The sequence below is a fragment of the Microcoleus sp. D2_18a_B4 genome, from assembly GCF_036702475.1.
GTDB lineage: Bacteria > Cyanobacteriota > Cyanobacteriia > Cyanobacteriales > Microcoleaceae > Microcoleus.
Genome location: NZ_JAUBTL010000010.1, coordinates 1 through 23,983, shown reverse-complemented (window position 1 = coordinate 23,983; position 23,983 = coordinate 1). Strand labels below are relative to the sequence as shown.

12 protein-coding genes are annotated in these 23,983 nt (G+C 46.8%); 8 read left to right on the top strand and 4 right to left on the bottom strand.

Annotated elements, in window-relative coordinates:
* Nucleotides 1-2 precede the first annotated feature (2 nt).
* Both QUB04_RS08370 and QUB04_RS08365 read right to left on the bottom strand, forming a co-directional pair.
* Nucleotides 3-3,275 (bottom strand): amino acid adenylation domain-containing protein, encoded by a 3,273-nt coding sequence (locus QUB04_RS08370; RefSeq protein ID WP_333283283.1) that lies wholly within the window; start codon nt 3,273-3,275, stop codon nt 3-5.
* A 1-nt stretch (nt 3,276) separates the two neighbouring features.
* Nucleotides 3,277-7,989, bottom strand: coding sequence for an amino acid adenylation domain-containing protein (locus QUB04_RS08365; protein ID WP_445301042.1), 4,713 nt, complete (start codon nt 7,987-7,989; stop codon nt 3,277-3,279).
* Nucleotides 7,990-8,854: 865 nt separating this feature from the next.
* Here QUB04_RS08365 and QUB04_RS08360 point away from each other — a divergent pair.
* Nucleotides 8,855-10,618: an NFACT RNA binding domain-containing protein gene (locus QUB04_RS08360; protein ID WP_333283279.1), complete on the top strand. Its 1,764-nt coding sequence runs from the start codon at nt 8,855-8,857 to the stop codon at nt 10,616-10,618.
* A 750-nt stretch (nt 10,619-11,368) separates the two neighbouring features.
* Here QUB04_RS08360 and QUB04_RS08355 read toward each other — a convergent pair.
* Nucleotides 11,369-13,459: an iron uptake porin gene (locus QUB04_RS08355; RefSeq protein WP_333283277.1), complete on the bottom strand. Its 2,091-nt coding sequence runs from the start codon at nt 13,457-13,459 to the stop codon at nt 11,369-11,371.
* 249 nt (nt 13,460-13,708) lie between these two features.
* On the opposite strand from QUB04_RS08355, the gene QUB04_RS08350 reads away from it, so the two are divergent.
* The 6 genes from QUB04_RS08350 to QUB04_RS08325 all read left to right on the top strand — a co-directional run bounded on the left by QUB04_RS08350 (nt 13,709) and on the right by QUB04_RS08325 (nt 19,884).
* The gene (locus QUB04_RS08350; RefSeq protein WP_333283275.1) at nt 13,709-13,891 is read left to right on the top strand and encodes a hypothetical protein; all 183 of its coding nucleotides are present in this window, start codon (nt 13,709-13,711) and stop codon (nt 13,889-13,891) included.
* Nucleotides 13,888-15,054: a glycosyltransferase gene (locus QUB04_RS08345; protein WP_333283273.1), complete on the top strand. Its 1,167-nt coding sequence runs from the start codon at nt 13,888-13,890 to the stop codon at nt 15,052-15,054. The genes QUB04_RS08350 and QUB04_RS08345 overlap by 4 nt, the downstream gene beginning before the upstream one ends.
* A 243-nt stretch (nt 15,055-15,297) precedes the next feature.
* Entirely contained in the window at nt 15,298-16,029 is a 732-nt protein-coding gene (locus tag QUB04_RS08340) for a sugar transferase (protein WP_333054666.1), read from the top strand.
* 445 nt (nt 16,030-16,474) lie between these two features.
* Nucleotides 16,475-17,506, top strand: coding sequence for a GDP-mannose 4,6-dehydratase (gene gmd, locus QUB04_RS08335; RefSeq protein WP_333283271.1), 1,032 nt, complete (start codon nt 16,475-16,477; stop codon nt 17,504-17,506).
* Between the two features lie 536 nt (nt 17,507-18,042).
* Entirely contained in the window at nt 18,043-18,987 is a 945-nt protein-coding gene (locus QUB04_RS08330; protein WP_333283269.1) for a GDP-L-fucose synthase, read from the top strand.
* Nucleotides 18,988-19,272: 285 nt separating this feature from the next.
* Nucleotides 19,273-19,884, top strand: a complete 612-nt coding sequence (locus QUB04_RS08325; RefSeq protein WP_333283448.1) for a Uma2 family endonuclease — start codon at nt 19,273-19,275, stop codon at nt 19,882-19,884.
* Between the two features lie 142 nt (nt 19,885-20,026).
* Here the strand turns inward: QUB04_RS08325 and QUB04_RS08320 are convergent, their stop codons facing one another.
* A complete protein-coding gene (locus QUB04_RS08320; RefSeq protein ID WP_333283267.1) occupies nt 20,027-22,276 on the bottom strand; it encodes a dynamin family protein in 2,250 nt (749 codons plus the stop codon).
* A gap of 213 nt (nt 22,277-22,489) precedes the next feature.
* On the opposite strand from QUB04_RS08320, the gene QUB04_RS08315 reads away from it, so the two are divergent.
* Complete coding sequence (locus tag QUB04_RS08315) at nt 22,490-23,935, top strand: NB-ARC domain-containing protein (RefSeq protein WP_333283265.1); 1,446 nt, start codon at nt 22,490-22,492, stop codon at nt 23,933-23,935.
* The last annotated feature ends 48 nt before the right edge of the window (nt 23,936-23,983 follow it).

The window sequence follows — 23,983 nt, the reverse complement described above, 5'->3', positions numbered from 1 at the left end:
GTTTACTCAGCCACCATCACAGTTTGTGCTGACTCTCCATCACTCTTTTCTAAGAGATCGAGCAATTTATCTATCTGGTTAGCATCGGCGTTTGCCAGAATTTCTTCCTCGATTTGTTCAGCTAAATTCTGAATGGTGGGATCGGCAAAAAAATCGCACATCGCTAACTCTACCCCAAAGGACGATCGCACTCGCGATATTAACTGTGTTGCCATCAGAGAGTGACCGCCGAGGTCAAAAAAGTTTTGGTTAGTTCCTACTTTTTCTAGCCCTAAAAGAGCAGTCCAAATCTCAGCAATTTCTTCCTCTGTGGGCGTTTGTGGCTCAGTGAAGGCTGTTTCATCAGAAACGTAATCGCACCTTTGAGATAAGGCGAGGCGGTCAATTTTTCCGTTGGGCGTTAGTGGCAGCGCATCTAATAGCACAAAAGCTGAAGGCACCATGTAATCGGGCAGTTTGCGCTTCAAGAATGAACGCAGTTCCGAAATAAGTTCTGGGTGCTGATTTCTGAACCCTGAGTTAGGAACTAGGTAAGCGACTAGGCGTTGATTGCCTGGTTCATTTTCTTGAAGCAAAACAGCAGCGGTGGACACAGAAGAATGTTGAGAAAGTGCTGCCTCTATTTCTCCGAGTTCGATGCGGAAACCGCGAATTTTTACTTGGCAATCGCCACGGCCCAGAAATTCTATATTACCATCGGGCAGGTAACAACCGATATCGCCTGTTTTGAACAAAACTTTTTGATGAGAATTACCGAGAAAATCTAATTTGTCTTGCCCAAACGGGTGAGGAATGAATTTTTCCGAGGTTAAGTCGGGGCGGTTTAAGTAGCCCTTTGCTAATCCATCGCCGCCGACGTAAATCTCGCCGGGAATTCCTATGGGAACGGGTTGCAAATTGCGATCGAGCAGGTAAATTTGCGTGTTGGCGATCGGGCGACCGATTGGAACTTTCTCGACACAGTGAGTTGCATCGTACCACGTCACGTCCGCAGCTACTTCAGAAGAGCCATAAAGATTGATTAATACCCGCTGGGGCATCTGCTCTCGAAATTGCTGGCAAAGTTCCAGCGGCAGAGTTTCTCCGCTGCAAATCCAATATTTTAATTGAGGCAAACGCCTGTCTAAATCAGGGAAGGAATCTAAGATAGCGCGCAACAAAGAAGGAACCAGCACCAGTCGCGTTACATTTTGCTTTGATAAGGTTTGAAGGAATTGGTTAATATCTTTGACGGATCGATCGCGAATAATGACAGTGGGCAACCCATGCAGCAAAGGAGCAAAGATTTCCCAAACCGAATCGACAAAATTTAAGGACGTTTTTTGACAGCAAATATCTGCTTCGATAAAAGGGTAGGGGTTCCAAAAACAGCGATTGACTGTGCCTCGGTGGGTGCCGAGTACGCCTTTGGGAGTGCCTGTCGAGCCGGAAGTGTAGAGGACGTAAGCGAGGTTTTCGGCTGGCACTTTAACAGCGGGGTTGCGATCGCTCTCGCGGGAAATTTCCTGCCATTCGGCGTCGATACAGACGACTTTAGCGCTGTGTTCGGGGAGGGTTTCTAGGAGGTTTTTTTGAGTCAAAAGCACCGGAACTTTTGCGTCGGCCAGCATGAAGGATCGGCGTTCTTGGGGATAAGCAGGATCGATAGGAACGTAAGCGGCACCGACTTTTAAAATGCCCAAAATAGCCACCAGCACCGACAGCGATCGCTCTAAGCAAATTCCCACCAAAACTTCGGGTTTTACACCTAGAGATTGCAGGTAATGCGCGATTTGGTTGGCTTTGGCATTCAATTGGCGGTAAGTCAATTGTTCATTGTCGCAAATTGCAGCCACTGCATCTGGGGTTCGCTCTGTTTGCGCTGCAAATAATTCGTGAATTGAGGAATTTTTGGGGTAATCCGCTTGGGTATCGTTCCACTGGACAAGTAATTGCTGGCGTTCGGCGGCGCTCAATAGGGGCAATTCTGACAGTTTCCGCTCAGGATTGGCAGTCATTTCCTCTAGTAAAGTTTGCAGGTGTCCGAGCATTCGCGCTATCGCAGCGTCTTCAAAGCAGCTACGATCGAAAATTATTTTCAGCGTCAATTCCGCACCGGGCATCGCCATCACCGTTAGAGGATAATTCGTTGTTTCCAAAGAGCGAATATTCTCTACTTTTAAGTTTTGAATCTTCTCCTGCAAAGAAGCATCCGAAGGATAATTTTCAAAAACGACCAAACTCTCAAATAGAGGCAAACTCCGAGGAACTTCGCTCCACCCCTGCACCTCAACGAGGGGGCTGTACTCATACTGCCGCGCCTCAACTTGTTGCGCTTGGAGTTGTTTCAAGCAGGATAAAATAGAATCCTGTGGGTCAATTTTTACGCGCACTGGCAGAGGATTTACGAACAGCCCCACTACCGATTCAGCACCCATTAACTCTGGGGGTCGCCCGGATACAACCGTACCAAAAACCACATCTTCCTCGCCGCTGTATCGGCTCAAAAGTAGCGCCCAAGCTGCCTGTACGAGGGTATTTAATGTTAGCTGATGCTGCCGCGCGGCAGATTGCAGTGCGGCGGTGGCTGTTGCAGAAAATATCACCTGCTGTTCGCCACTACTTTCTAAACGGTTTCCCGCGACAATATTGCCCCGGCCGATCGCAGTTGGAGCTGCAAAACCTTTGAGAGTTTGCCGCCAAAATGACTCAGCCGCAGATAAATCTTGCTGGTGCAGCCACGCGATGTAATCCCGATAAGCGCGAGGGCGTTTGAGGTGCAATTCCTCGCCCTGGGAGAATGCTTGATAAAATGCAAAAACTTCCTCAAGAACGATCGCCAGCGACCACCCATCTAAAACTAAGTGGTGGTGGCTCAAAATAAACTGAAAAGTATCTGTTTCTAACTGCGCCAGTGCAATGCGAATTAAGGGAGCTGATGTCAAGTCAAAGCCCTGCTCTTGATCGGCTTTTAGGAACGTTTCTAGCTGCTGTTGTTGTGCGGAGGCAGAGAGCGATCGCCAGTCCATCTGCTGCCAAGATAATGCAGCCTGCTTACGCACCGCTTGCACGGGTTCTTTCAACTTTTCCCACACGAAACAAGTCCGCAAAATGGGATGTCGCTCTACAACTTTTTGCCAACTATTTCTCAACGCAGAAACATTGAGATCGCCGCGCAAGACGCACAGCAGTTGCCCGAAATATACGCCCGATTCTGGCTGGTAAAGCGAATGAAAGAGAATGCCCTGCTGCGCTGGGGAGAGGGGATAAAAATCTTCGATATTGCCATTTATCATATTAAAGCTCTCCCAAAATTGCGGTAATGTTGTCTAAATCGTCCTGGCCCCACTGACTCCACTTAAACTCTGCAAAGTCAGAAGGAGTGCAGCCGCCGGCGTCGGGGGACTGACAGTATTGAATTAGCGATCGCAGCGATTCTATAAAGCCCGTTGCCAAATTTTCAATGCTTTCTCGTCGGTGAATGTTTTCGCTGTACGTCCAATCTAATTGCAGCTTGCTGCTGGCAATAAATCCGTTAATTTCCAGCAGATAACGCCGATTTCCGCGCGGGCTGCGGATCGGGCCACTAGGCTCGGAGGACAGCATCAATAAAGAAGATTTCGGCAGCACTTGGTCAAACTGTCCGAGATAGTTAAAGCTTACCTCAGCTTGCGGCAAATTGTGCAAATTTTTAGCATTTTCGGGGTTTAAATATCCTAGGACACCGCAGCCAACACCGCGATTTGGCACTGCGCGTAATTGCTCTTTCACTGATTTGATGGCCGCCCCTAGATCGGAATGTTTTTCTAAATTTAACAGGACGGGAAAAACTGCTGTGAACCAGCCGATTGTGCGCGACAAATCTACTCCTTCAAATATATCTTCGCGCCCGTGACCTTCTAAGTCAAGTAAAAGTGAGTTATTGCCAGTCCAGCGTTCAAATGCTTGACCTAAAGCAGTTAGCAATACATCATTAATTTGAGTGCGGTAAGCGGCAGGTACTTCTTGTAAGAGCAGTTTTGTTTCTTCAACACTCAAAGCAACGGATACTGTCTTTTCCGATGCAACTAAATTAGCTGCTGTGGGGAAATCCACCGGCAAGCGAGAAGTTGGTTGGTGAGAAAGGGCGAACCAGTAATCGAACTCTTCCTGCAATTCGGGCGATCGCGCCCACTCATGCAAGCGTTCTGCCCACTGCTTAAATGAGGTTGTTTTGGGCGGTAGCGCGACTGTTTCGTCGCGGCTAATCTGCCCATAAGCTGTCTGGAAATCCTCAATTAAAATTCGCCACGAAACCCCATCAACCGCTAAGTGATGAATGACCAATAACAAGCGATTTGGCTGATGTTTGCCCAAGTCAAATAGGGCAGCGCGAAGTAATGGCCCCTCTGACAAATTCAAACTAACTTGCAACTGAGTGGCGGCGGTTTGGAAAGCGGCTTCTCGCTCCTGTGGAGGTAGCGACGACAAATCAATGCAGGTAAACGGAGCAACTTCGTCGGGATTGGCGATATGCTGCAGCCAGCCAGATTCTCCTTGCACAAAACGCAGGCGCAGCGCGTCGTGGTGCTTCAGCAATTCTTGCAAAACTGACTCAATTAATACAGGTTCGAGAGGTTGCCGCAACTCTAAAAGCACCGCCTGATTCCAGTGGTGTGGATCGGAGAGATTTTGCTCAAAAAACCAGTGCTGAATCGGCGTCAGAGGAACGTCGCCAATGATTAATCCCTGTTCCGATTTTTGGGTCTGATCTATATCGGCGACGGCTGCTAACTGTGCAATGGTTTGGTGTTGAAACAGTTGTTTAGGAGTGAGCCGCAACCCGGCTTGATTGGCTTTAGAAATGACTTGAATGCTGAGGATAGAATCGCCGCCCAATTCAAAGAAATTGTCGTCAATTCCCACTTGTTCTAACCCCAATACTTGCGCCCAAATTTCTGCCAGGATTTTCTCAATAGCTGTGCGAGGCGCGGCGAATGCCTCTTCGAGTTCAGGACGATCGCGATCGGGTGCGGGAAGCGCTTTGCGATCGACTTTACCGTTGTTTGTTAAAGGCAGCGATTCCAGCGTCACGAAAGCAGCAGGCACCATGTATTCCGGCAATTTTTCTTTCAGAAAGCAGCGCAGTTCGTGAATCAGTATTGAATGCTTATTTTGTGCGGCTGAGTTAGCAATGATATAAGCTACCAAGCGCTTATCGCCCGGTACATCTTCTCGCACTACAACCACAGCCTGGGCGACATCTGGATGCTGTCCTAGTGCTGCTTCAATTTCTCCTAATTCGATGCGGAAACCGCGCACTTTTACTTGGTGGTCAATTCGTCCCAAGTATTCAATATCGCCATTTGGCAGATAGCGAGCTAAGTCTCCCGATTTGTACAACCGCGCTTTCAAACTGTCATTAAATGGGTTTGAAATAAACCGATCGCCCGTTAATTCTGGCTGATTGAGATAGCCCCGCGCGACGCCAGCACCACCAACGTAAATTTCCCCAGGAATGCCGATGGGAACGGGTTGGGAGTTGCGATCGAGCAGGTAAACTTGCAAGTCAGGAATTGAACGGCCAATAAGGCTGGCATTTTTACTTAAATCAGCGGCAGTCAGGGGCCGATACGTGACGTGGACAGTTGTTTCTGTAATGCCATACATATTGACAAGTTGGGGGTGCCGATCGCCGTGCCGATCGAACCAAGGTTTTAAGCTTTGCAAGTCTAAAGCTTCCCCGCCAAAAATTACTAAGCGCAGGCTTAAATTGTCGCCAATTCCGACAGATTCTTCTGTGTTTATCAACTGGTAAAATGCAGAAGGAGTCTGGTTGAGAACTGTGACTCGTTCTTTGCATAGCAAGCTGTAAAATTCTTGGGGCGATCGGCTGACTGAATAAGGCACGATCGCGAGTCGCCCGCCGTAGAGTAAAGCGCCCCAAATTTCCCAGACTGAGAAGTCAAAGGCATAAGAGTGAAACAGCGTCCATACATCTTGCTCGTTGAAGTTGTACCACGACTGGGTAGCAGCAAACAGGCGGACGACGTTTGAGTGAGGAACTAAAACGCCTTTGGGGATGCCTGTTGAGCCAGAAGTGTAGATGATATAGGCGAGATTTTCGGCAGTGGTGTCGCTGGCGGGATTTTCTTTGCTGTTTTGGGAGAAAGCACTTTGATCCGCATCGAGGCAAAGGATTTTGGCGCTGCATTTGGGAAGGGTTTGCAACAACTTTTTCTCAGTCAGCAGTACCTTTACTTGTGCGTCTTCGAGTATAAAAGCAAGGCGATCGCGCGGGTAGGCTGGATCGAGCGGAACGTAAGCGCCCCCGGCTTTGAGAATGCCGAGAATGCCGACGATCGTATCAAGCGATCGCTCGACACAAATTCCCACCAAAACTTCTGGTTTAATGCCGAGTTGTTGCAGGTAATGCGCGAGTTCGTTGGCTCGTTCATTCAGCTCGCGGTAGGTGAGTTTTTGGTCTTCAAATACGACTGCAATGGCATCGGGAGTTCGCTCGACCTGCGCTTCAAATAATTGATGAATGCAGCGATCGCTCGAATAATCGGCGCGGGTGTCATTCCACTCTACCAACAACTGATGCCGCTCTTTTTCCCCCAGCAACGGTAGCTCTTCAATCGGCCGCTCTGGGTTGGCAGCTATGCCCTCCAGCAACGTCAGAAAATGCCCCGCCATCCGCCTAATAGTGACCGCATCAAATAAATCTGTGCTGTATTCAAACTGACCGCTAATTTCTTCCTGCTTTTCTTCTAAATGCAGCGTTAAATCAACTTTTGCTGTCTGATTGTCAACATCTAAAAGAGTGAGATTGAGTCCGGCTATTGATTCTGCAGCAACAGGTGCAGTTTGCAAAACAAAAGCAACTTGGAACAGTGGATTGTAGCTCAAATTGCGCTCGGGTTGCAACTCTTCAACCAGTTTCTCAAACGGCAAATCCTGGTGAGCGTAAGCTTCTAAACTCACCTCCCGAATGCGATCGAGCAACTGCCGAAAAGTGAGAACACCTGACAAATCAGTTCGCAATACCAAAGTATTGACAAAAAACCCGATTAGCCCTTGAATTTCCGCTCGGTTGCGGTTGGCAATGGGAGAGCCAACGGGGATATCTGCCTGTCCTGTATAGCGATAGAGCAACGTTTTAAAGGCTGCTAGCAGTGTCATAAACAGGGTGACATTTTCCTGGCGGCTGAGCTTTTTGAGGGCTGACCTTAGCGTTTTGGGGATGAGGAATGATTCTTTTGCGCCCCGATAGGTTTGCACCGGGGGACGGGGGCGATCGGCTGGCAATTCCAGCAAGGGGGGAAGGCCACTAAGCTGCTTTTTCCAGTAGTTAAGTTGAGTTTGCAAGCGTGAAGCGAAGCTATCCCGCAGGGAATCGCCCGCCAGCCATTCCCGCTGCCAAATAGCAAAATCGGCGTACTGGATGGAAAGTTCGGGAAGTGGGGATGGTTTGCCAATCAAAAACGCTTCGTAAAGTGCTGCTAATTCTTGCAGAAAGACTCCGATTGACCAGCCATCAAAAATAATGTGGTGTAGCGTCAGCAGCAAGACATATTCCTCAGCATCTAACTGTAGCAAACTAGCTCGCAACAGCGGCCCTTTGGTTAAGTCAAAAGGTTTGCTAGCTTCTTCTGCAGCCAGTTGTTTTACTTTTTCTTCTCGCTCTGTTTCCGCCAATTGTTGCAGGTCTAAAACTTGCAGGCCGAAATTAAATTTCTCACCAACCACCTGCACGGGTTGACCGTCTACAGTGGCAAATGTCGTCCGCAAAGCTTCGTGACGGCGCACAATTTCCTTGAAAGTTCGTTCTAGCACTACTACATTTAGCCTGCCTTTTAGTAACACAGCCGCCGGAAGGTTGTAAAAAGGGTTTCCCGGTTCAAATTGGTCAATAAACCACAGTCTTTGCTGGGCAAAAGAGGTGGGAAATGCAAATACTTCTTCTTCCGCAGTACTTGCTGAGTCGTGAGTATCTGTTAGAGTTTTTTCGGAAAAATGCACCGTCATTGGATTAGTAACTGGTAATGGGCATTGGGCATTGGGCATTGGGCATTGGGCATTGGGCATTGGGCATTGGGCATTGGGCATGGGGCATTGGGCATTGGGCATTGGGCATTGGGCATAAGCTGTTCTGCATTTAAATTGTCTGTCAAAAAACAATCTAACTCTTGTGGGGTGGGCGTCCCGCCCGCCCTGAATATGCAATTTAAAGGCGCGACAGCTTAGGATTTGCCCCATACCTCACCACGCTTGAGAACCGCTATATCGATTCCGGTTGCACCGTCCGTGCTTGTTGACTGTTAACTAATGACTAATGACTAATGACTAATGACTAATGACTAATGACTAATGACTAATGACTACTGACTACTGACTACTGACTAATGACTAATGACTGATTTGATATCATTTCGCCGCAGCCGGAATTGATATTATTAGACATCTCCCATAATTATTGTCGAACAGGCATCGTGCCTGTTCAAAACCTGCTTTTTTGGAGATGTTTATTAGTTATTTGTTATATCAAATCCGCCCTTCATCGTCCTGTATTCATCTCTCTGTTCTCTGACTCTGCGTTCTCTGCGTTCTCTGCGGTTTAATCATTCCAATGCAACCGGAATTGAGATTATTTCTTAACGGAATTATGGAAGCGCTTTCATAGCGAAGGACGCGAAGCAATAGCAAACAATAATTGTATATACAGCAGTTCTCAATAAAGTCAGGTATGCCCTATGCCCTATGCCCTATGCCCTATGCCCTATGCCCGCTTATCAAGCGTACACCTCATGTTACTGAGAAAGGCTATAGTTAGTAAAATGTGACCGATATCTGTCAGCATAGAAATAGATAGTTCGATCGCAAAGAGGCCACCGTGCAACCCGTAGACTTTACAACTTTAACCGCAGCTTGCAGCGAACTGCGAGCCCAATGGCTGCCAGCGCGCTTAGAACAAGTCTACCAGCGCGATCGATTCACCGTGTCCCTAGCCCTCCGCACCATGAAAGGGCGCGGCTGGATTGACCTTTCCTGGCATCCTGTCGCCGCCCGCATCTGCGTCGGCGACCCCCCGCCCCGCATTCCCGACACCTTCACCTTCAGCGAACAACTGCGGCACCAACTCAGCGGTTTAGCCTTAGTTTCCATCGCCCCCGTTTCATCCTGGGAAAGAGTCATCGACTTGCAATTCGCCAAACGCCCCGGAGAACCAGCCCTCTGGCACTTGTACGCCGAAATCATGGGCAAGTACAGCAACGTCATCCTCACCGCCCAAGACAACCTCGTTGTCACCTGCGCCCACCAAGTCAGCGCCAAACAGTCCACCGTCCGTCCCATCCAAACCGGTCAACCCTACGAAATGCCCCCGTCTTTGACCGATGCAGTGCCTAGTCTGAGCGAATCTCAAAACCGCTGGCAATCACGAATTAGCCTGGTTCCTGGACAATTAAAGGGCAATCTGTTGAAGAATTACCGAGGGATGAGTAAAGCCTTAGTTTTGTCAATGATTCGATCGGCTTCTTTAGACCCCGAACAATCCACCGACAGCCTCAATCCCGACCAATGGCAGCAACTATTCCAGCGCTGGCTATACTGGCTGCAATGCCTAGAAAACTCCAAATTTCACCCAAGTTTTACCCCCGAAGGCTACACCGTCATCGATTGGCCGACACCAGAAAATCACAATGTAGGGGCGGTGCCCCCGTGCCCGCCCTCTGATTCTTCCATCTCTTCCGTTCAAGAATTACTTAACAGCTACTACACAGGCCAAATCAATCAAGAAGTATTCGCGCAACTGCGGCATCAGCTTACCCAAAAACTCAACAACGTCCTGGCAAAACTGCGCCTCAAAGCCAACACATTTAAAGAACGCTTGCAGCAATCCGCAGACGCAGACACCCACAAATCCCAAGCCGACTTGCTGATGGCAAATTTGCAGCATTGGGAACCGGGAATGAAATCAATTTCTCTCCCCGACTTTGAAACCGAGAAACCAGTTATCATTTCTCTAAACCCGGAAAAAAACGCTGTTCAAAACGCTCAAGCAATCTACAAAAAACACCAAAAACTTAAAAGAGCTCGCATTGCAGTAGAACCATTGTTAGCCGCCGTACAGGAAGAAATCGACTATTTAGAACAAGTTGAAGTCGCACTTTCAGTATTGGAAACCTACCGCAACACCCAAGATTTGCAAACCCTCGCCGAAATCCGCGAAGAACTGATCCAGCAAAAATATCTAGACGTACCAGATTACCGCAGTACCGACAAAAATGCTGCGATCGAATTTCACCGCTACCAAACCCCCAGCGGCTTTGAATTATTAATCGGGCGCAACAATCGCCAAAACGACCAACTCACTTTTCGCACCGCCAACGACTACGACTTGTGGTTCCACACCCTAGAGATTCCCGGAAGCCACGCTTTGCTGCGTCTCAAACCCGGTACTGTGGCTGAAGAAACCGATTTGCAATTTGCCGCCGACATGACTGCTTATTACAGTCGCGCCCGCCACAGCGAACAAGTCCCCGTGGTTTATACAGAACCGAAATATGTATACAAGCCGAAAGGTGCTAAACCTGGTATGGTTGTATACAAGCAGGAGCGAATTGTCTGGGGCAGACCGCAGCAAGCTCCGGCATAGTTTATATAAAGTGAGTAAAAGGGGTGATCGGCAATCTCAACCTCGTTTTTACCCAAAATAAACGGTTTGCCACCGATAAACCTACGCAGGAACCGGGTTTTTGAACCCAGGCTTAATTATACAAAGTTACATAAAGGGCGATCGTCCTAAAAATAAAAATCCGTCTGTAATGTAAAGTTTTATTACAGAAAATTAAATTTTGTTGTTATAATACCCCTTAACTACCAGCCGGGAAGTCCCTCGGTATATTTAGAGGGGATTAATCTGAGCGCGGCGCGAAGTACCCCGTTGGGAATTACGCCCGCGTGATGGAAAGAAGCGTCGGGTGTAGGTACCCAAAGCGACAATTATTCTTTTATACCCCTTGATGATCGGGAAATACTCTGATACTGTATTAGCAAGTGGGGGTGGAACTACCTCACTATAAAAAGCCTTTGAAAAAAAGGAAAAAGAAGCCTGCGGTCTAACTGTACTCAGTTGACCGTCAGGTTTGTTCACGAGAGATGATATTTGTTTGAGAACCCTTTGCAAAGAAACGTGCAACTTGGGTTTCCTCACTGTGAGAAAAACACTGTGGGAACACAACGGATTTAACTATTTGTGCAGACCAGCTTTAGCTAAAGCTGGTCGTTTCTGTTGAAACCTTAAACCCAAGCCCCCACCGATTTTAGATTGGCGATTTTAGAATTTAGATTAAAACTGCCAATCTAAAATCTAAAATCTAAAATCTAAAATCCCCAAGGCCCGCTCCTAGAAAGTAAACGTCGTTCTGACAACCCCAATCACCAAATCAGAATTATTCTTATTGTGGTCAGGAGCAGTCAGCCAAATCAGACCAGGAGTGATAGAAATATTATCGCTCAACTTAAACTGATAGAAACCTTCAACGTGCAGCGAAGTATCCTTATCTTCCGGCAAAGTCCGATTAGTAGAACTCGTTACCCGCGGCTCCATACCTACCAAAATCCCCGCCACATTTCCTTCTTTCAACAAATCGGGAAAAGCCAAAGTAACTGCCCAGTTCCAGACTTTTTGATCCCCCCGCTGCACAGAACCCGTAGGAGTAGCCAAGTTGGATAAAATGCGCTGGTTGGTGTAACCCGCCCAACCGCCAATTGCAAATCTCCGATTCAACTGCCACGAAGCTTGCGCGCCGTAGGAATTGCTAGAAATCGGGAGAGTGGTATCGCTGTCGAACCCGAAGGAACCGAGACGCTGCGGAAAATTAGAAGCATTGCTGCCGGTATTGGTAATTAAGTTGTAGGAATTAACGTAAGTTAAACCTAAAGCCATGCTGTCGCTCGGTTTGAAAGTCAACTGAGCCAAAGCGCCGTAAGAGCCGTTAAACAAACCATTTCCCCGTGTCGGGTTCGCAGCGTCGCCGGCCAAATATCCCAAACTCAGCTCTAATTTTTCCCCAAACTCATGCCGCAGAGCGATGCCAGAACCACCAAGCAAATAGTAAACTGGGTTGCGAGTACCGAAGTTAGAAAGAGCACCGTAGCTGCCGTCTCCGTCAAAGTAAGGGTTGACAGTGTTAACAAAATCATCAGCAGCGCCGGCATTAGCTTCGAGAATTACAGTCGTTCTGTTCCCTATAGGGAATTGGTAAAGCAGCGCATCTAAAGCTACTATATTGTTAGCCTCCCCAAAAGGCCCGACATTAAACCGCAATTCCCCTTCAGCAGTTTTGGTATTTTCCGTAGAAAACGCACCCAAATTTAAAACTTGCAATCGAGTTCTCAGCAAATCTTCTCCTGAGAAACTCGTGTCGAAATTGATACGAACCCTGCTGCCAAAAGCCGTCGCTTTATCGGCTTCGTTACCTTCAGCATCCTCTCCCCTGGCGATACCCGCCAAACCAAATATCACTTCGCCGTTGAGTTTAGTCGTAGTTGAAAACTGATTTGCTTCTAATTCAGATGCGCGCGCTTCCAAAGCATCGACGCGGCCACGCAAAGTTGCCAATTCCGCCGCAAATTCTTCTTGCAACCTTTGCACAGAAGCCAAATCTTCTCGCGTCGCCAGACTTCTGGAACCGCCTTGAATCAGCTCGCTAACTTTATCCAAACACGCATTTAAACCTGCGGCAAACTCGTAGCGAGTCATCGCCCGGTTGCCGCGAAAAGTGCCGTCAGGATAGCCAGCTATACACCCGTAGCGCTCTACTAGAGACTGCAAAGCTTGGAACGCCCAATCTGTGGGCCGAACGTCGGAAAGTTGCGACACAGATGTTACTTGGCCGGCCGCATTTTCGCTGCTACTGCCTTCTGTGGTGTATTCCTTGATTTGTTCTAAAACATTTGACTGTGCTGGAGGTTGGGCAATTGAATCAGTCGATTGGGAAATCTGATCGGGTTGTGCGGGGGATTTTTCCGCGCTTAAATTAGTCGGTGTAGCGGCGGGTTGCGTTTCGCTTAAGTTTGCGGGCGCGACTGCGGGAATTTGCTCCGCGACAGGTTGTTCAACACTTAAGTTTGCGGGCGCGACTGCGGGTTTGGTTTCGCCTAAATCTGCTGCTGCAACTTCCGGTGCTTTTGCTGGTTCGGCAACTGGGACGATCAAATCGTTAGTGAAGCCCTCGTAGAGGTTCGCACTTTCTTTCTCAATAGTTTCAACAGTCGATTTGCTCGCTAGCGACGCTGGTTCGACTGTCTCAGGCTTTGCCGTCTCAGACTTTGCCGCCTCGGTTGCAGCACCTGCTAATTGCAATTGATTCGCTTGATCTGTGGCGGCAATTTCTCCAGGTTGCTCTGCTGCTAGCGCCGTCGAAGATACGACTAAACTTGCTGCCAATACAGCGGGACTAACTAGAAGTCCCTTCCACAAAAATTTGGACATTTTTTCCTTACACCACATTGAGCCGATCGCCGATTCCGAAGATTTAGGCGCCCGCAAATCACCTTCAGTATTCCGCCTAATAGTATTTCTTGTCAACAATTGGGGAAATCACTGCCGAAGAGTGCAGTTTTGCTGTGGCTGATTTCACAAAAACCCCGTTTATTCCCAAAATCCTTGGTTTGACTCACCGAAGAGCACCATTCTCAAGAACAGGCTTTTCGGCCTGTTCCACAAGAAAATTCACTCTTTGTGGAACAGGCCGAAAAGCCTGTTCCTAAACAAGTAATTGAGAATGGCGCAACATCTCAGTTTGAAGATACCTACCTAGAAACCTGGTTGATGGCCCGATATGGCGTAAGTGATCCCTCAGTAAGATTAATATTGACAGAACTGGCGCTAACAAATCGTTTGATCGGCTACAAATACAAGTGAAAAAACTCAAATACGCCCTAGTTCACGAATGGTTGACGCCCTTAGCTACTGGCGGTTCAGAACTCGTAGTACAGGAAATCCTCAAACACGTAGACGAGGCAGATGTCTATGCCCTCATCGACTTTGAATCGGCCAATCCCGAAAGCTATCTTTTCGGGCGACAGATTGGCACAACATTTTTGCAGCACTTTCCCAAGGCCCGCAGTGGCGTCCAAAAATATTTGCCATTTCTGCCGATCGCGATCGAACAACTAGATCTGCGAGAATACGACATCATCCTCTCCTCATCCCATGCCGTCGCCAAAGGCATCCTCAGCAGTCCCCAGCAAATGCACGTCTGCTACTGCCACACGCCCATGCGCTACGCTTGGGACTTAACTTTTGACTATTTGCGTAGCAGCAAAGCCGGACGGGGCATCCAGGGTCTGCTGACGCGATATTTGTTGCATCGACTGCGGCAGTGGGACGTAATTTCCGCCAATCGCGTTGATTATTTCATCGCTAACTCTCAACACACTGCGCGCCGAATTTGGCGGTGCTATCGGCGGCGGGCCCAGGTGATTTATCCGCCGGTAAATATCGAGCGATTTTCCTTGATGCGGCAAAAACAAGACTTTTACGTCACAGTTTGTCGGTTGGTAAGTTACAAAAACGTAAGTGCGATCGTCCAAGCATTCAATCAACTAGGGCATACTCTAATTGTTATCGGCACCGGGCCAGAATTAGAAATGATTCGGCTTCTCGCCAAACCCAACGTGCAAGTGCTCGGCTGGCAGCCCGCCTCCATCGTTGAAAAGTACATGGCAGAGGCGAAAGCCTTTGTCTATGCAGCTTGCGAAGATTTTGGCATAGCTTTGGTAGAGGCTCAAGCTTGCGGAACACCGGTAATTTCCTATGCAGCAGGGGGCGCTTTGGAGACAGTGCTCGACATTCGCCAACACCCAGAGACAGGGACTGGTTTATTTTTTTCCTCCCAAAGCGCAGCCGCATTAGTCGAAGCTGTCGAGGAATTTGAGCAGTTGCAAGGCAAATTTGAGCCAGAAATCAGCAGGTTGCGCGCTGAACAGTTTGCCCCCGATGTCTTTGGGCAGCGCTATCTAGCTTTTGTGGAACGCTGCTATCAGGAATTTCAATCCCGTGATTTTACCCAGTCTGGGGCTTGAGGGTGCCAGAACCCGATAGCCGGACAATCTTCCTTCTGCCTTTGTATAAGTGCCTTCAGAAGACCTCTGCATCGGTGCCTTGTGCCTTCTTCCTGGTGCGTTGAGAAGCCCTCTTCCTTCTTCCTTCTGCCTTTTGAAGCCTTCTGAATGCAGAAAATTGAGTATTGGCAACATAATTGAGAGAACAAAGCGTCTTGAGGCTTTATGATCAGGACTGTGTGTGGTGTGAAGTGAAGGAGTAAGATGACTGCCGACAGCCAACTAATCTCCGGCAAGGTAATTCGAGCGATCGCAAGACGCGGTTTTGGGTCTGTCCTGCAAGGAGATAGACGCATAAGTCGTTCTCTACAGAGCCTCGACGGAGAACTTTTCAAGCGGTTATTTGACATCCTGTTTTCCTTATCGGTTCTGATCCTGTTTGCTCCGGTTTACCTGCTTTTGGCTTTCTTAATCGCCTTAAGCTCGCCCGGTCCTATTTTTTACGTACAGGAACGAGTAGGCAAAAACCGTAAAAGGTTTTATTGCCTGAAATTCAGAACGATGGTGGAAAATGCGGACGATATATTGCTGGAAATCATGGAAAATTCTCCGCATTTGCGTCAAGAGTTTGAGGACAATTTCAAGCTGAAACAAGACCCTCGAATTACCTGGATTGGAAGATTTTTACGAATGACCAGTTTAGACGAGTTTCCCCAGTTTTGGAATGTTTTAAAAGGAGATATGAGCGTCGTCGGGCCGAGACCTTTAGTTGAAGAAGAACTGCCGAGATACGGCAATCACATCAACAAAATTCTCACCATAAGACCTGGAATTACAGGCTTGTGGCAAGTGTCCGGTCGCAACGACATTCCCTATCCCCGCCGAGTCCAAATCGACCTCTATTACGCAAATGACAAAAACCTTTGGATGGATATGTGGATTGTTTTCAAAACAATTGGAGTTGTGATTTTTCCAAAAAATAACGGCGCATATTAATTTTTGTCCGCAGTCAGCAATCGGTAGTTAGTTTTATTTGTTACTGACCACTGATGCTGACTACTGACAGCAAGCGACAAACTCTTTGTCAAAACTTAACAGTTCCTGGATGCCGGTCGAATAATTGTGTGCTTAACTAAAGGGGCAAATAGTTAAATAAACCTACCTCTTCTTCATCTAGAAAGATCAGTTCTTCTAGATAGACTACTGTAGGTTTAGGTGTTAAGCTTAACTCTATAACCTTTGGCTTAAGGGGGATAGCCTACTTATCTTGGGATAGCCCACTACCCAACAGCGTAGGAAGTAAACTTCAACTGGCTTTAGGTAACTAAAGTTAAGTTTGAGTAAGTTTTATAAAGCAGTTTGAGAATACGGCCGGCAGGGATCAACAGCCTCTGCCAAAAAATTTATTGTGAATTAACACAGCCTGTCAAAGGAAAATCAGATGACCCAACGTAAGCGAGCGCTAATAACAGGTATTACAGGTCAAGACGGCTCGTACTTGAGCGAATTACTGTTAGAGAAAGGATATGAAGTTCACGGCATTATCCGGCGCAGTTCTAGTTTCAATACCGATCGAATTGACCACATCTATGTCGATCCTCACAGCGAGGGTGCGCGCCTGTTTCTACACTACGGCGACTTGACGGACGGCACCACTCTCCGCCGGATATTGGAAGAAGTTCAGCCGGTAGAAATTTATAACTTAGGCGCTCAATCTCACGTTCGAGTCAGTTTTGACTCGCCGGAATATACGGTGGACACAGTAGGGATGGGAGTATTGCGGCTGCTAGAAGCAATTCGGGACTATCAGCACCGCACCGGCATTGAAGTGCGGTTCTATCAAGCAGGTTCTTCGGAAATGTTTGGTTTGGTACAGGAAGTTCCGCAGAAGGAAACAACTCCTTTTTATCCCAGAAGTCCTTACGCCTGCGCCAAAGTTTACGGACACTGGCAAACAGTAAATTATCGCGAATCTTACGGACTTTTTGCCTGCAACGGCATCTTGTTCAATCACGAATCTCCCCGCCGTGGCGAAACTTTTGTAACTCGCAAAATTACTCGCGCCGTGGCCAGAATAGTCGCCGGCAAGCAGAAAAAGATTTACTTGGGCAATCTCGATGCCAAGCGGGACTGGGGCTATGCTAAAGACTACGTGCGGGCGATGTGGCTGATGCTGCAACAAGACAAGCCTGACGATTATGTCATTGCTACCAACGAGACCCATTCCATTAAGGAATTTCTCGATTTGGCTTTTACTTACGTCAATTTAGATTGGCAAAAATATGTGGAGTTTGACGAACGCTACTTGCGTCCTGCAGAAGTCGAACTATTGATTGGCGATTCGACTAAGGCACGCCAGCAATTAAATTGGGAACCTTCTGTAACTTTTCAGGAGTTAGTACATTTAATGGTAGATGCTGACATGAAAGCTTTAGACGAGCAAGGACGGGGTTCGGGCAACGGATTTGATTAAGTCGCTAAATCAAGCCGTCAGTGCAAACAATTTGTAGGGGTAGGGCCCCGTGTCTACCCCTTTGGCGAAAGGCGCGCCCCGGAGGATTGCCCCTGCAAACACTTCACAACTGATGAGAGGGTTGTTACAGCTATAGCCTTTCTCCGTAACATGAGGTGCTCATAGGGCTCCGTGGGCTCCGTGGGCTCCGTGGGCTCCGTGGGCTCCGTGGGCTCCGTGGGCATAGGACTAGCCCCCATACCTCACCACGCTTGAGAACCGCTATATTAGCGCGATCGGCATTCAAAGAACCCGCTTAATTGCTCCCAAAATTTTCGGAGGTGCGGGCTAATAAAAACATTAAAATGATAGTTGAGGGCTCGCGGCTCATAAATCTAACTTTCGGGTGTGCAATGAGCAAATTGTCCCTATCTGCGGCAGCTAAAACAGATTTGTGGGCAACCTCGTCCTGTAGCTGAAAGCTTTTTTTGCTAAAGCAACAATTTTAGAATTGAAATTGTCGATCGACCTTTATTCAAAATCCCGAGGCTAAAATTATGACCAGCTTGGATTTAAGCAACAAACGCATTCTAGTCACGGGCGGCGCCGGTTTCTTGGGTCGTCAGGTAATCGACCAGCTAGTGAAAGCAGGGGCCGATGCTGATAAAATTTCTGTAACTCGATCGCGCGACTGCGACCTCCGCGTTATGGAAAACTGCAAGCGCGCCGCCGACCAACAAGATATCATCATTCACCTCGCCGCCCACGTCGGTGGCATCGGCTTAAACCTAGTCAAACCCGCTGAATTATTTTACGACAATTTGATGATGGGCGCGCAACTAATCCACGCCGCCTACGAAGCAGGAGTCGAAAAATTTGTCTGCGTCGGCACGATTTGCGCTTATCCCAACTTGACCCCAGTTCCTTTCAAAGAAGACGACCTCTGGAACGGCTATCCAGAGGTAACTAACGCACCTTACGGAGTAGCGAAAAAAGCCTTATTAGTGCAACTGCAATCCTACCGCCAGCAATACGGATTCAACGGTATCTACTTGCTACCAGTAAATCTGTACGGCCCGGAAGATAACTTTGACCCGAAAAGTTCCCACGTTATCCCCGCATTAATTCGCAAAGTCCACGAAGCCCAAGAAAGGGGAGACAAAACACTCCCAGTTTGGGGCGACGGCAGCCCTAGCCGCGAGTTTTTGTATTCCACAGATGCCGCGCGAGGAATTGTGATGGCGGCTCAATCTTACAGTGAATCTGACCCAGTTAATTTGGGAACGAATAGCGAAGTTAAAATTCGCGATTTAGTGGAAACGATTTGCGAATTGATGGGATTTGAGGGAGAAATTGTTTGGGAAACAGACAAACCGAACGGTCAGCCACGTCGCTGTTTGGATACCCAAAGGGCTAAGGAAAAGTTTGGTTTTGTTGCGGAGGTGAAGTTTAAGGAAGGGTTGAAAAATACGATTGAGTGGTATCGAAAACACGCAGCGTAAGTGTGAAAAACCCGGTTTATTGAAGAAACCGGGTTTTTTTAGGAATAATACTAAATGCGGTTGAGAAACCTCATTTATAAGAGTCGGAGGTTGCCACCTATCCTACAGGAACCCGTCCCCCTTCTGGCACTAATAAATTATACAAATTCCGCTGAAAATTCACTGACAATAGTCGGCAGCAGTGCCGTGTCCCTACTGCTGTGTCCTGTATTTCATCCGAGTGAAAACTGCTATAATACAAATACCTCGACTGAAATCATCGAAAACTGAATTTTGGGAAAGCCAATGATTGCCGATCGCACCCACAATTATATCTCACCGGAAGAGTATCTGAAGTTAGAAGAACTCAGTCCGCTCAAACATGAGTATATTCAGGGCGAAGTCTATGCAATGGCAGGTGCAAATGACGCTCATGTAACTGTTACTGTCAACTTAGTTACCTTGTTGAGAAATCATGTTCGGGGTAGGGGCTGTCGTGTTTATATGTCCGACATGAAAGCTAGGATTGAATCTAAGAATATTTACTACTATCCTGACGTGATGGTAACGTGCGACGAACGGGACAAATCATCTCAATCTTTTAAAAAATATCCTTGTTTAATTGTCGAGGTGTTGTCTAATGGTACGGAAGGATTCGATCGGGGCGATAAGTTTGCTGACTATCAAGAATTAGAAACGCTTCAAGAGTATGTGTTAATTAGCCAAAAGCGTGAGCGGGTAGAGTGTTTTCGTCGCAATGCTGAAGGGTTGTGGGTTTTGTATTCCTATACTCAAGGCAGCGAAATTCACTTGGCTAGCGTAGATTTTCGCACAGGTATTGATGCTATTTATGAGGATGTAGTTTTTACTAAGGAAAATTTAGAAGCAGAATTTGATGAACTGCGATCTAGGGGATAAATGGAAAGTGCGATCGCACCTCAGTTAAGGAAGGGCGATCGCACTTGGGGATGAGGGAAAAGAAAGGGCGATCGCCTAGTTAAAACTCAATACGTCGTGTTATTGGGTTTGGGTGGTTTGCCACGAGAACCGCTGGTTTTTTTTACAAACATTCTCCCTGGGTATCCCAAGGAATGTTGGCGAAAAAAACCCTGAGTTTCTCCAGATTTATGATAATCTGTTCAATTCGTTCTTTTGACTGGGTATCAGTTGAAGTAATTTCGTGCAGATGCTTGAGATACTGTTTGCATTTTGCTTCAACTGCGTCGACACCTTTATCAAAGGCTGTGGCTGTCTCTTGCCAATACTGGTCGATTCCTCCTAAGAATTTATCAACAACACCCTGTTTTTTGAATTGTTGGTGAATTTCTTTTGCTAACCGCTTCTGCCAAGCTTCCCCAAAAAAATTCCACACCAAAGAAGCCAGTCCAGCAGCTAAACCGATCCCTAGAACTATTGGGCCACCAATCGCAGCTACGAAAGAAATTACTGTTGCCGTGCCACCACCGATACTAATACCAAGTGCTGACAAAAGACTGACTAATTTCGCTACTAAGATATAGCTGCCAAGATTGCCAAGGCCTGCTGCCCAAGCGGCTAAGGCACCATAAGTACCTAAACCTGCTATCCCACCAAGAAAAGCTCCTTTTGTATCGAAGGGAATAGATACTACTATTCCATCTTTGTTGGGAAGTTTAGGCACTGGGTATTTTTCTAGAAAAGCGTCAATCTCAGCCTTGAGTTTTTCAGAATTGACACTAATCCGATTTTCTAAATGACTTTGCAGCAGATCGACTAAATAACCGGGAGCGTATTCTTGAGCCTCTTTCTGTTTGTCGTATCTCTGGCGAATCATTTGTTCTATAAACTCTACATCGATCTTTTTTGCCGCATAGATCTGAAATGATTGGCGGGTATCTTTCTCTAATTCCTTAATTTGTTTACTCACTTGACTGCGTTTTTGCCGCATTTCTCGCTGACGTTCTGGTTCATTTTTTTCCGCTTTGTCAAGCTCCTTTCGATACTCCTCTATTTTGGCAACAGTTGTTTGATATTGGTCAATCGAGTTAGCGTATTCTTGTTTTTTGTCTTTTTTGACCGCATTGATTTCGCGGTCGATACGAGAGATGACTGGTTTAGGAAGAGTCTCGCAGAGGAGTTGAGTTAAATCATCAAAGAGACGCTGACAGCGATCCGGCTTTTCTGACCAGAAAGTGAAGAAACGCTTTTGCACATCTTCCTTGATAATATCGCGCTTTGTTAGCTTCCGACGAAACTCTATAGCAGTTTCATCAAGTTCTTTATACAGTCTGGCTGAAGCTTTATTGAGAATTTTGGGAAGCTCATCGTCAGGGATACTCGGATCTGCGTGTGTCGCCACAATAAAGAAATTGCCTAGCGTCGGAAAGTCGTTGCACTCATTCTCTGGGGTCGGCAACAAACGCAGCAAATTCCGAAGTCGCACCATATCTTGACCATTGATGTGACCCTTGGCAGGAGAAGCATAAAGCAAGACATTAGCAATCTTGGTGGCACTATTAGCTTTCTCAACATCCTTTGATACTTCATCTTGTTTATCAGAGTAACCGGGAAGGTCAATCAGGTTACACGCTCTTAACAAAGGAGCATCTACATAAACTATAGCTGTATGTCCGCCGTCATTGCTGTCGTCAGAGTCATCATATTGGTGTACGCCATATTTTTCTAGCAGGTCAAAGGAGCCGAATTGCAAAAAATGCTTCTGACAACGCTCCCTATCCTCTAAATATAGGAAGTCAAAATTTAGCTTGCCGTTTTCATCTTGCCAAAATTTCTCATCAATAATTCCCACGTTTCCATCAAACCATTCGGGGCGACTTTCCACGTGACAAACAATGGTAATGACTCTTGTTGCAGGCTGATAGCCTGTTGGCAATACTTTGTGGCCTAAAAGAGTATTAGCAAGATAGGATTTGCCAGAGTCAAATGCTCCTGTCAAGACAACATTTGGTTTTTGATAATACTGGTTAATTTGTTTTTGCAGATCGTTAGGTATACGTAGTTCTGTTGGCAATTCTAGCCAAGGTAAAAAAGAATTTTCATCGATATACTGATTAAGTAAATTTAGCCGACGATAAAGTTCAGCGTAGGGACTGCCTGGTTCAATTCCTGGGAGTGGAGGTATTTCCTCTGACATGGCAGTTGCAATGTCAACACCTAATATTTGCAGCCATTTTACTGCCATTCCCATCGGAACTTGTGCAGGGAACTGCTCATAATTTTTAACCTGATCTACAGAAATGCCGAGCCCGCTGGCAACTGATTCTTGACTGATACCTTTCTGTTCCCGATAGCGTCTAAAATTAATGTTCATAGCATTCTGCTACCCGCTAGTTTAACCCACAGGAAGTTATTTGGTTTTTATAATTATCTTCTAATTATGAATTTATCGGAGTAAGAAAATGTCAAATTTGATCAGCAATTGAGACGAGCGATCTGTCAGAAAACGTCAGATTGTGCCATCTTTGTCAGAAAATGTCATAAAAAATATGATAAAATAGGCAAAACTTTCACGCCTACCTGACTAATGAACGTTCAAGAAGTCTTGAGATTTGCCGATGACATGGTTTTCGCCAAGACGGGAGAACATTTGGAGGATCTGCAAAAAGCTATCCTGCTGGGTGTATGGAAAGGTCAAAGATACTCTAAAATTGCAGAAGAATCTCACTGCACAGAAGGTCATGTCAGAAATGTCGCATCGGAATTATGGCAACTACTCTCAGATGTATTAGGTGAAAATGTCAATAAATTAAATTTTAGGTCGGCATTGGAGAGGTCGCAATTTGCCTACTTTTCAAATTATGGAAAAAATTCTTTACAGATTGGTAATGTAAATGTCTGTGATAATAGTTTGCAAGCTCCCGAAATCCCAAAAACCCGATCGCCCTCAACCCCCACCTCAGACACCTCCCAACCCCAAACCAGACTAGACTTAGCAGACGCACCTCATATTTCATTATTGTGCGATTCGCCTGATGGCGATAGCTTCGCTTCACGCACATCCGAACTCGCCACCCTCGAAAAATCCATCGTCCAAGAAAAGTGCAACCTCGCAGCCATATCAGGACTCAGCGGCATCGGCAAAACCGCACTTTCCCTCCACCTCATCCAAAAAATTCAGCATAACTTTGAATACGTCATCTGGCGAAGTCTCCGCCACTCCCCACCCTTAGAAACTACCCTAAAAAATCTCCTAGAATTTCTCTTAAATAAACCCGAAATCGAACTCCCTACCAGCATTCCCGATCGACTTTCCCTGTTAATGGAATATCTGCGAAAAAACCGCTGTCTCATTATCCTCGACGACGTGCAAACCATTCTCAGCAGCGGACAATTAGCAGGAAATTACCGCCCAGAATGCGAAAATTACAGCATCCTCTTCAGACAAATCGGAGAAACAACCCACAACAGTTGTTTAATCCTCAACAGTTGGGAACCACCCAGAGAAATTACCGCCTTAAAAGGAGAAAAATCACCAGTTCGCAGCTTACAACTCACAGGCCTAGGTGCAGCCGCAGCCGAAATTTTCCGGCAAAAAAGTTTACTCAATCCCGAAACATGGGAAAACCTAATTAACACCTACCGAGGCAATCCATTGTGGTTGAAAATAGTCGCCACCACTATTCAAGAAATATTCCGAGGTAGGGTTGCAGAATTTTTGAAATATGATATGCTATTCTTAGGGGAAGAATTGGCAGCAACATTGCACCCGCAGATAAATCGTTTGTCAGAATTAGAAAAAAACCTCATCAGCCGCCTCAGCCGCGAAGCAAATTCAGTTTCAATAGAGCAATTGCTAAAAGATGCCGATTTATCGCCCTCGGAGTTATTCAACGGGCTGCAATCTTTGGGGAGGCGATCGTTAGTTGAAATAGAAGAACGGGAGAATGAAACGCTATTCAGCGTTTGTCCTGTGGTGAGACAATATTTAATATCAAATTCAGTGTGCGATTCGTTTAACCTAAATGGGTAGGTTCTCCTATCCAGGGACGGTTAGCCTGACTCCGAGGAGTTAGTGATA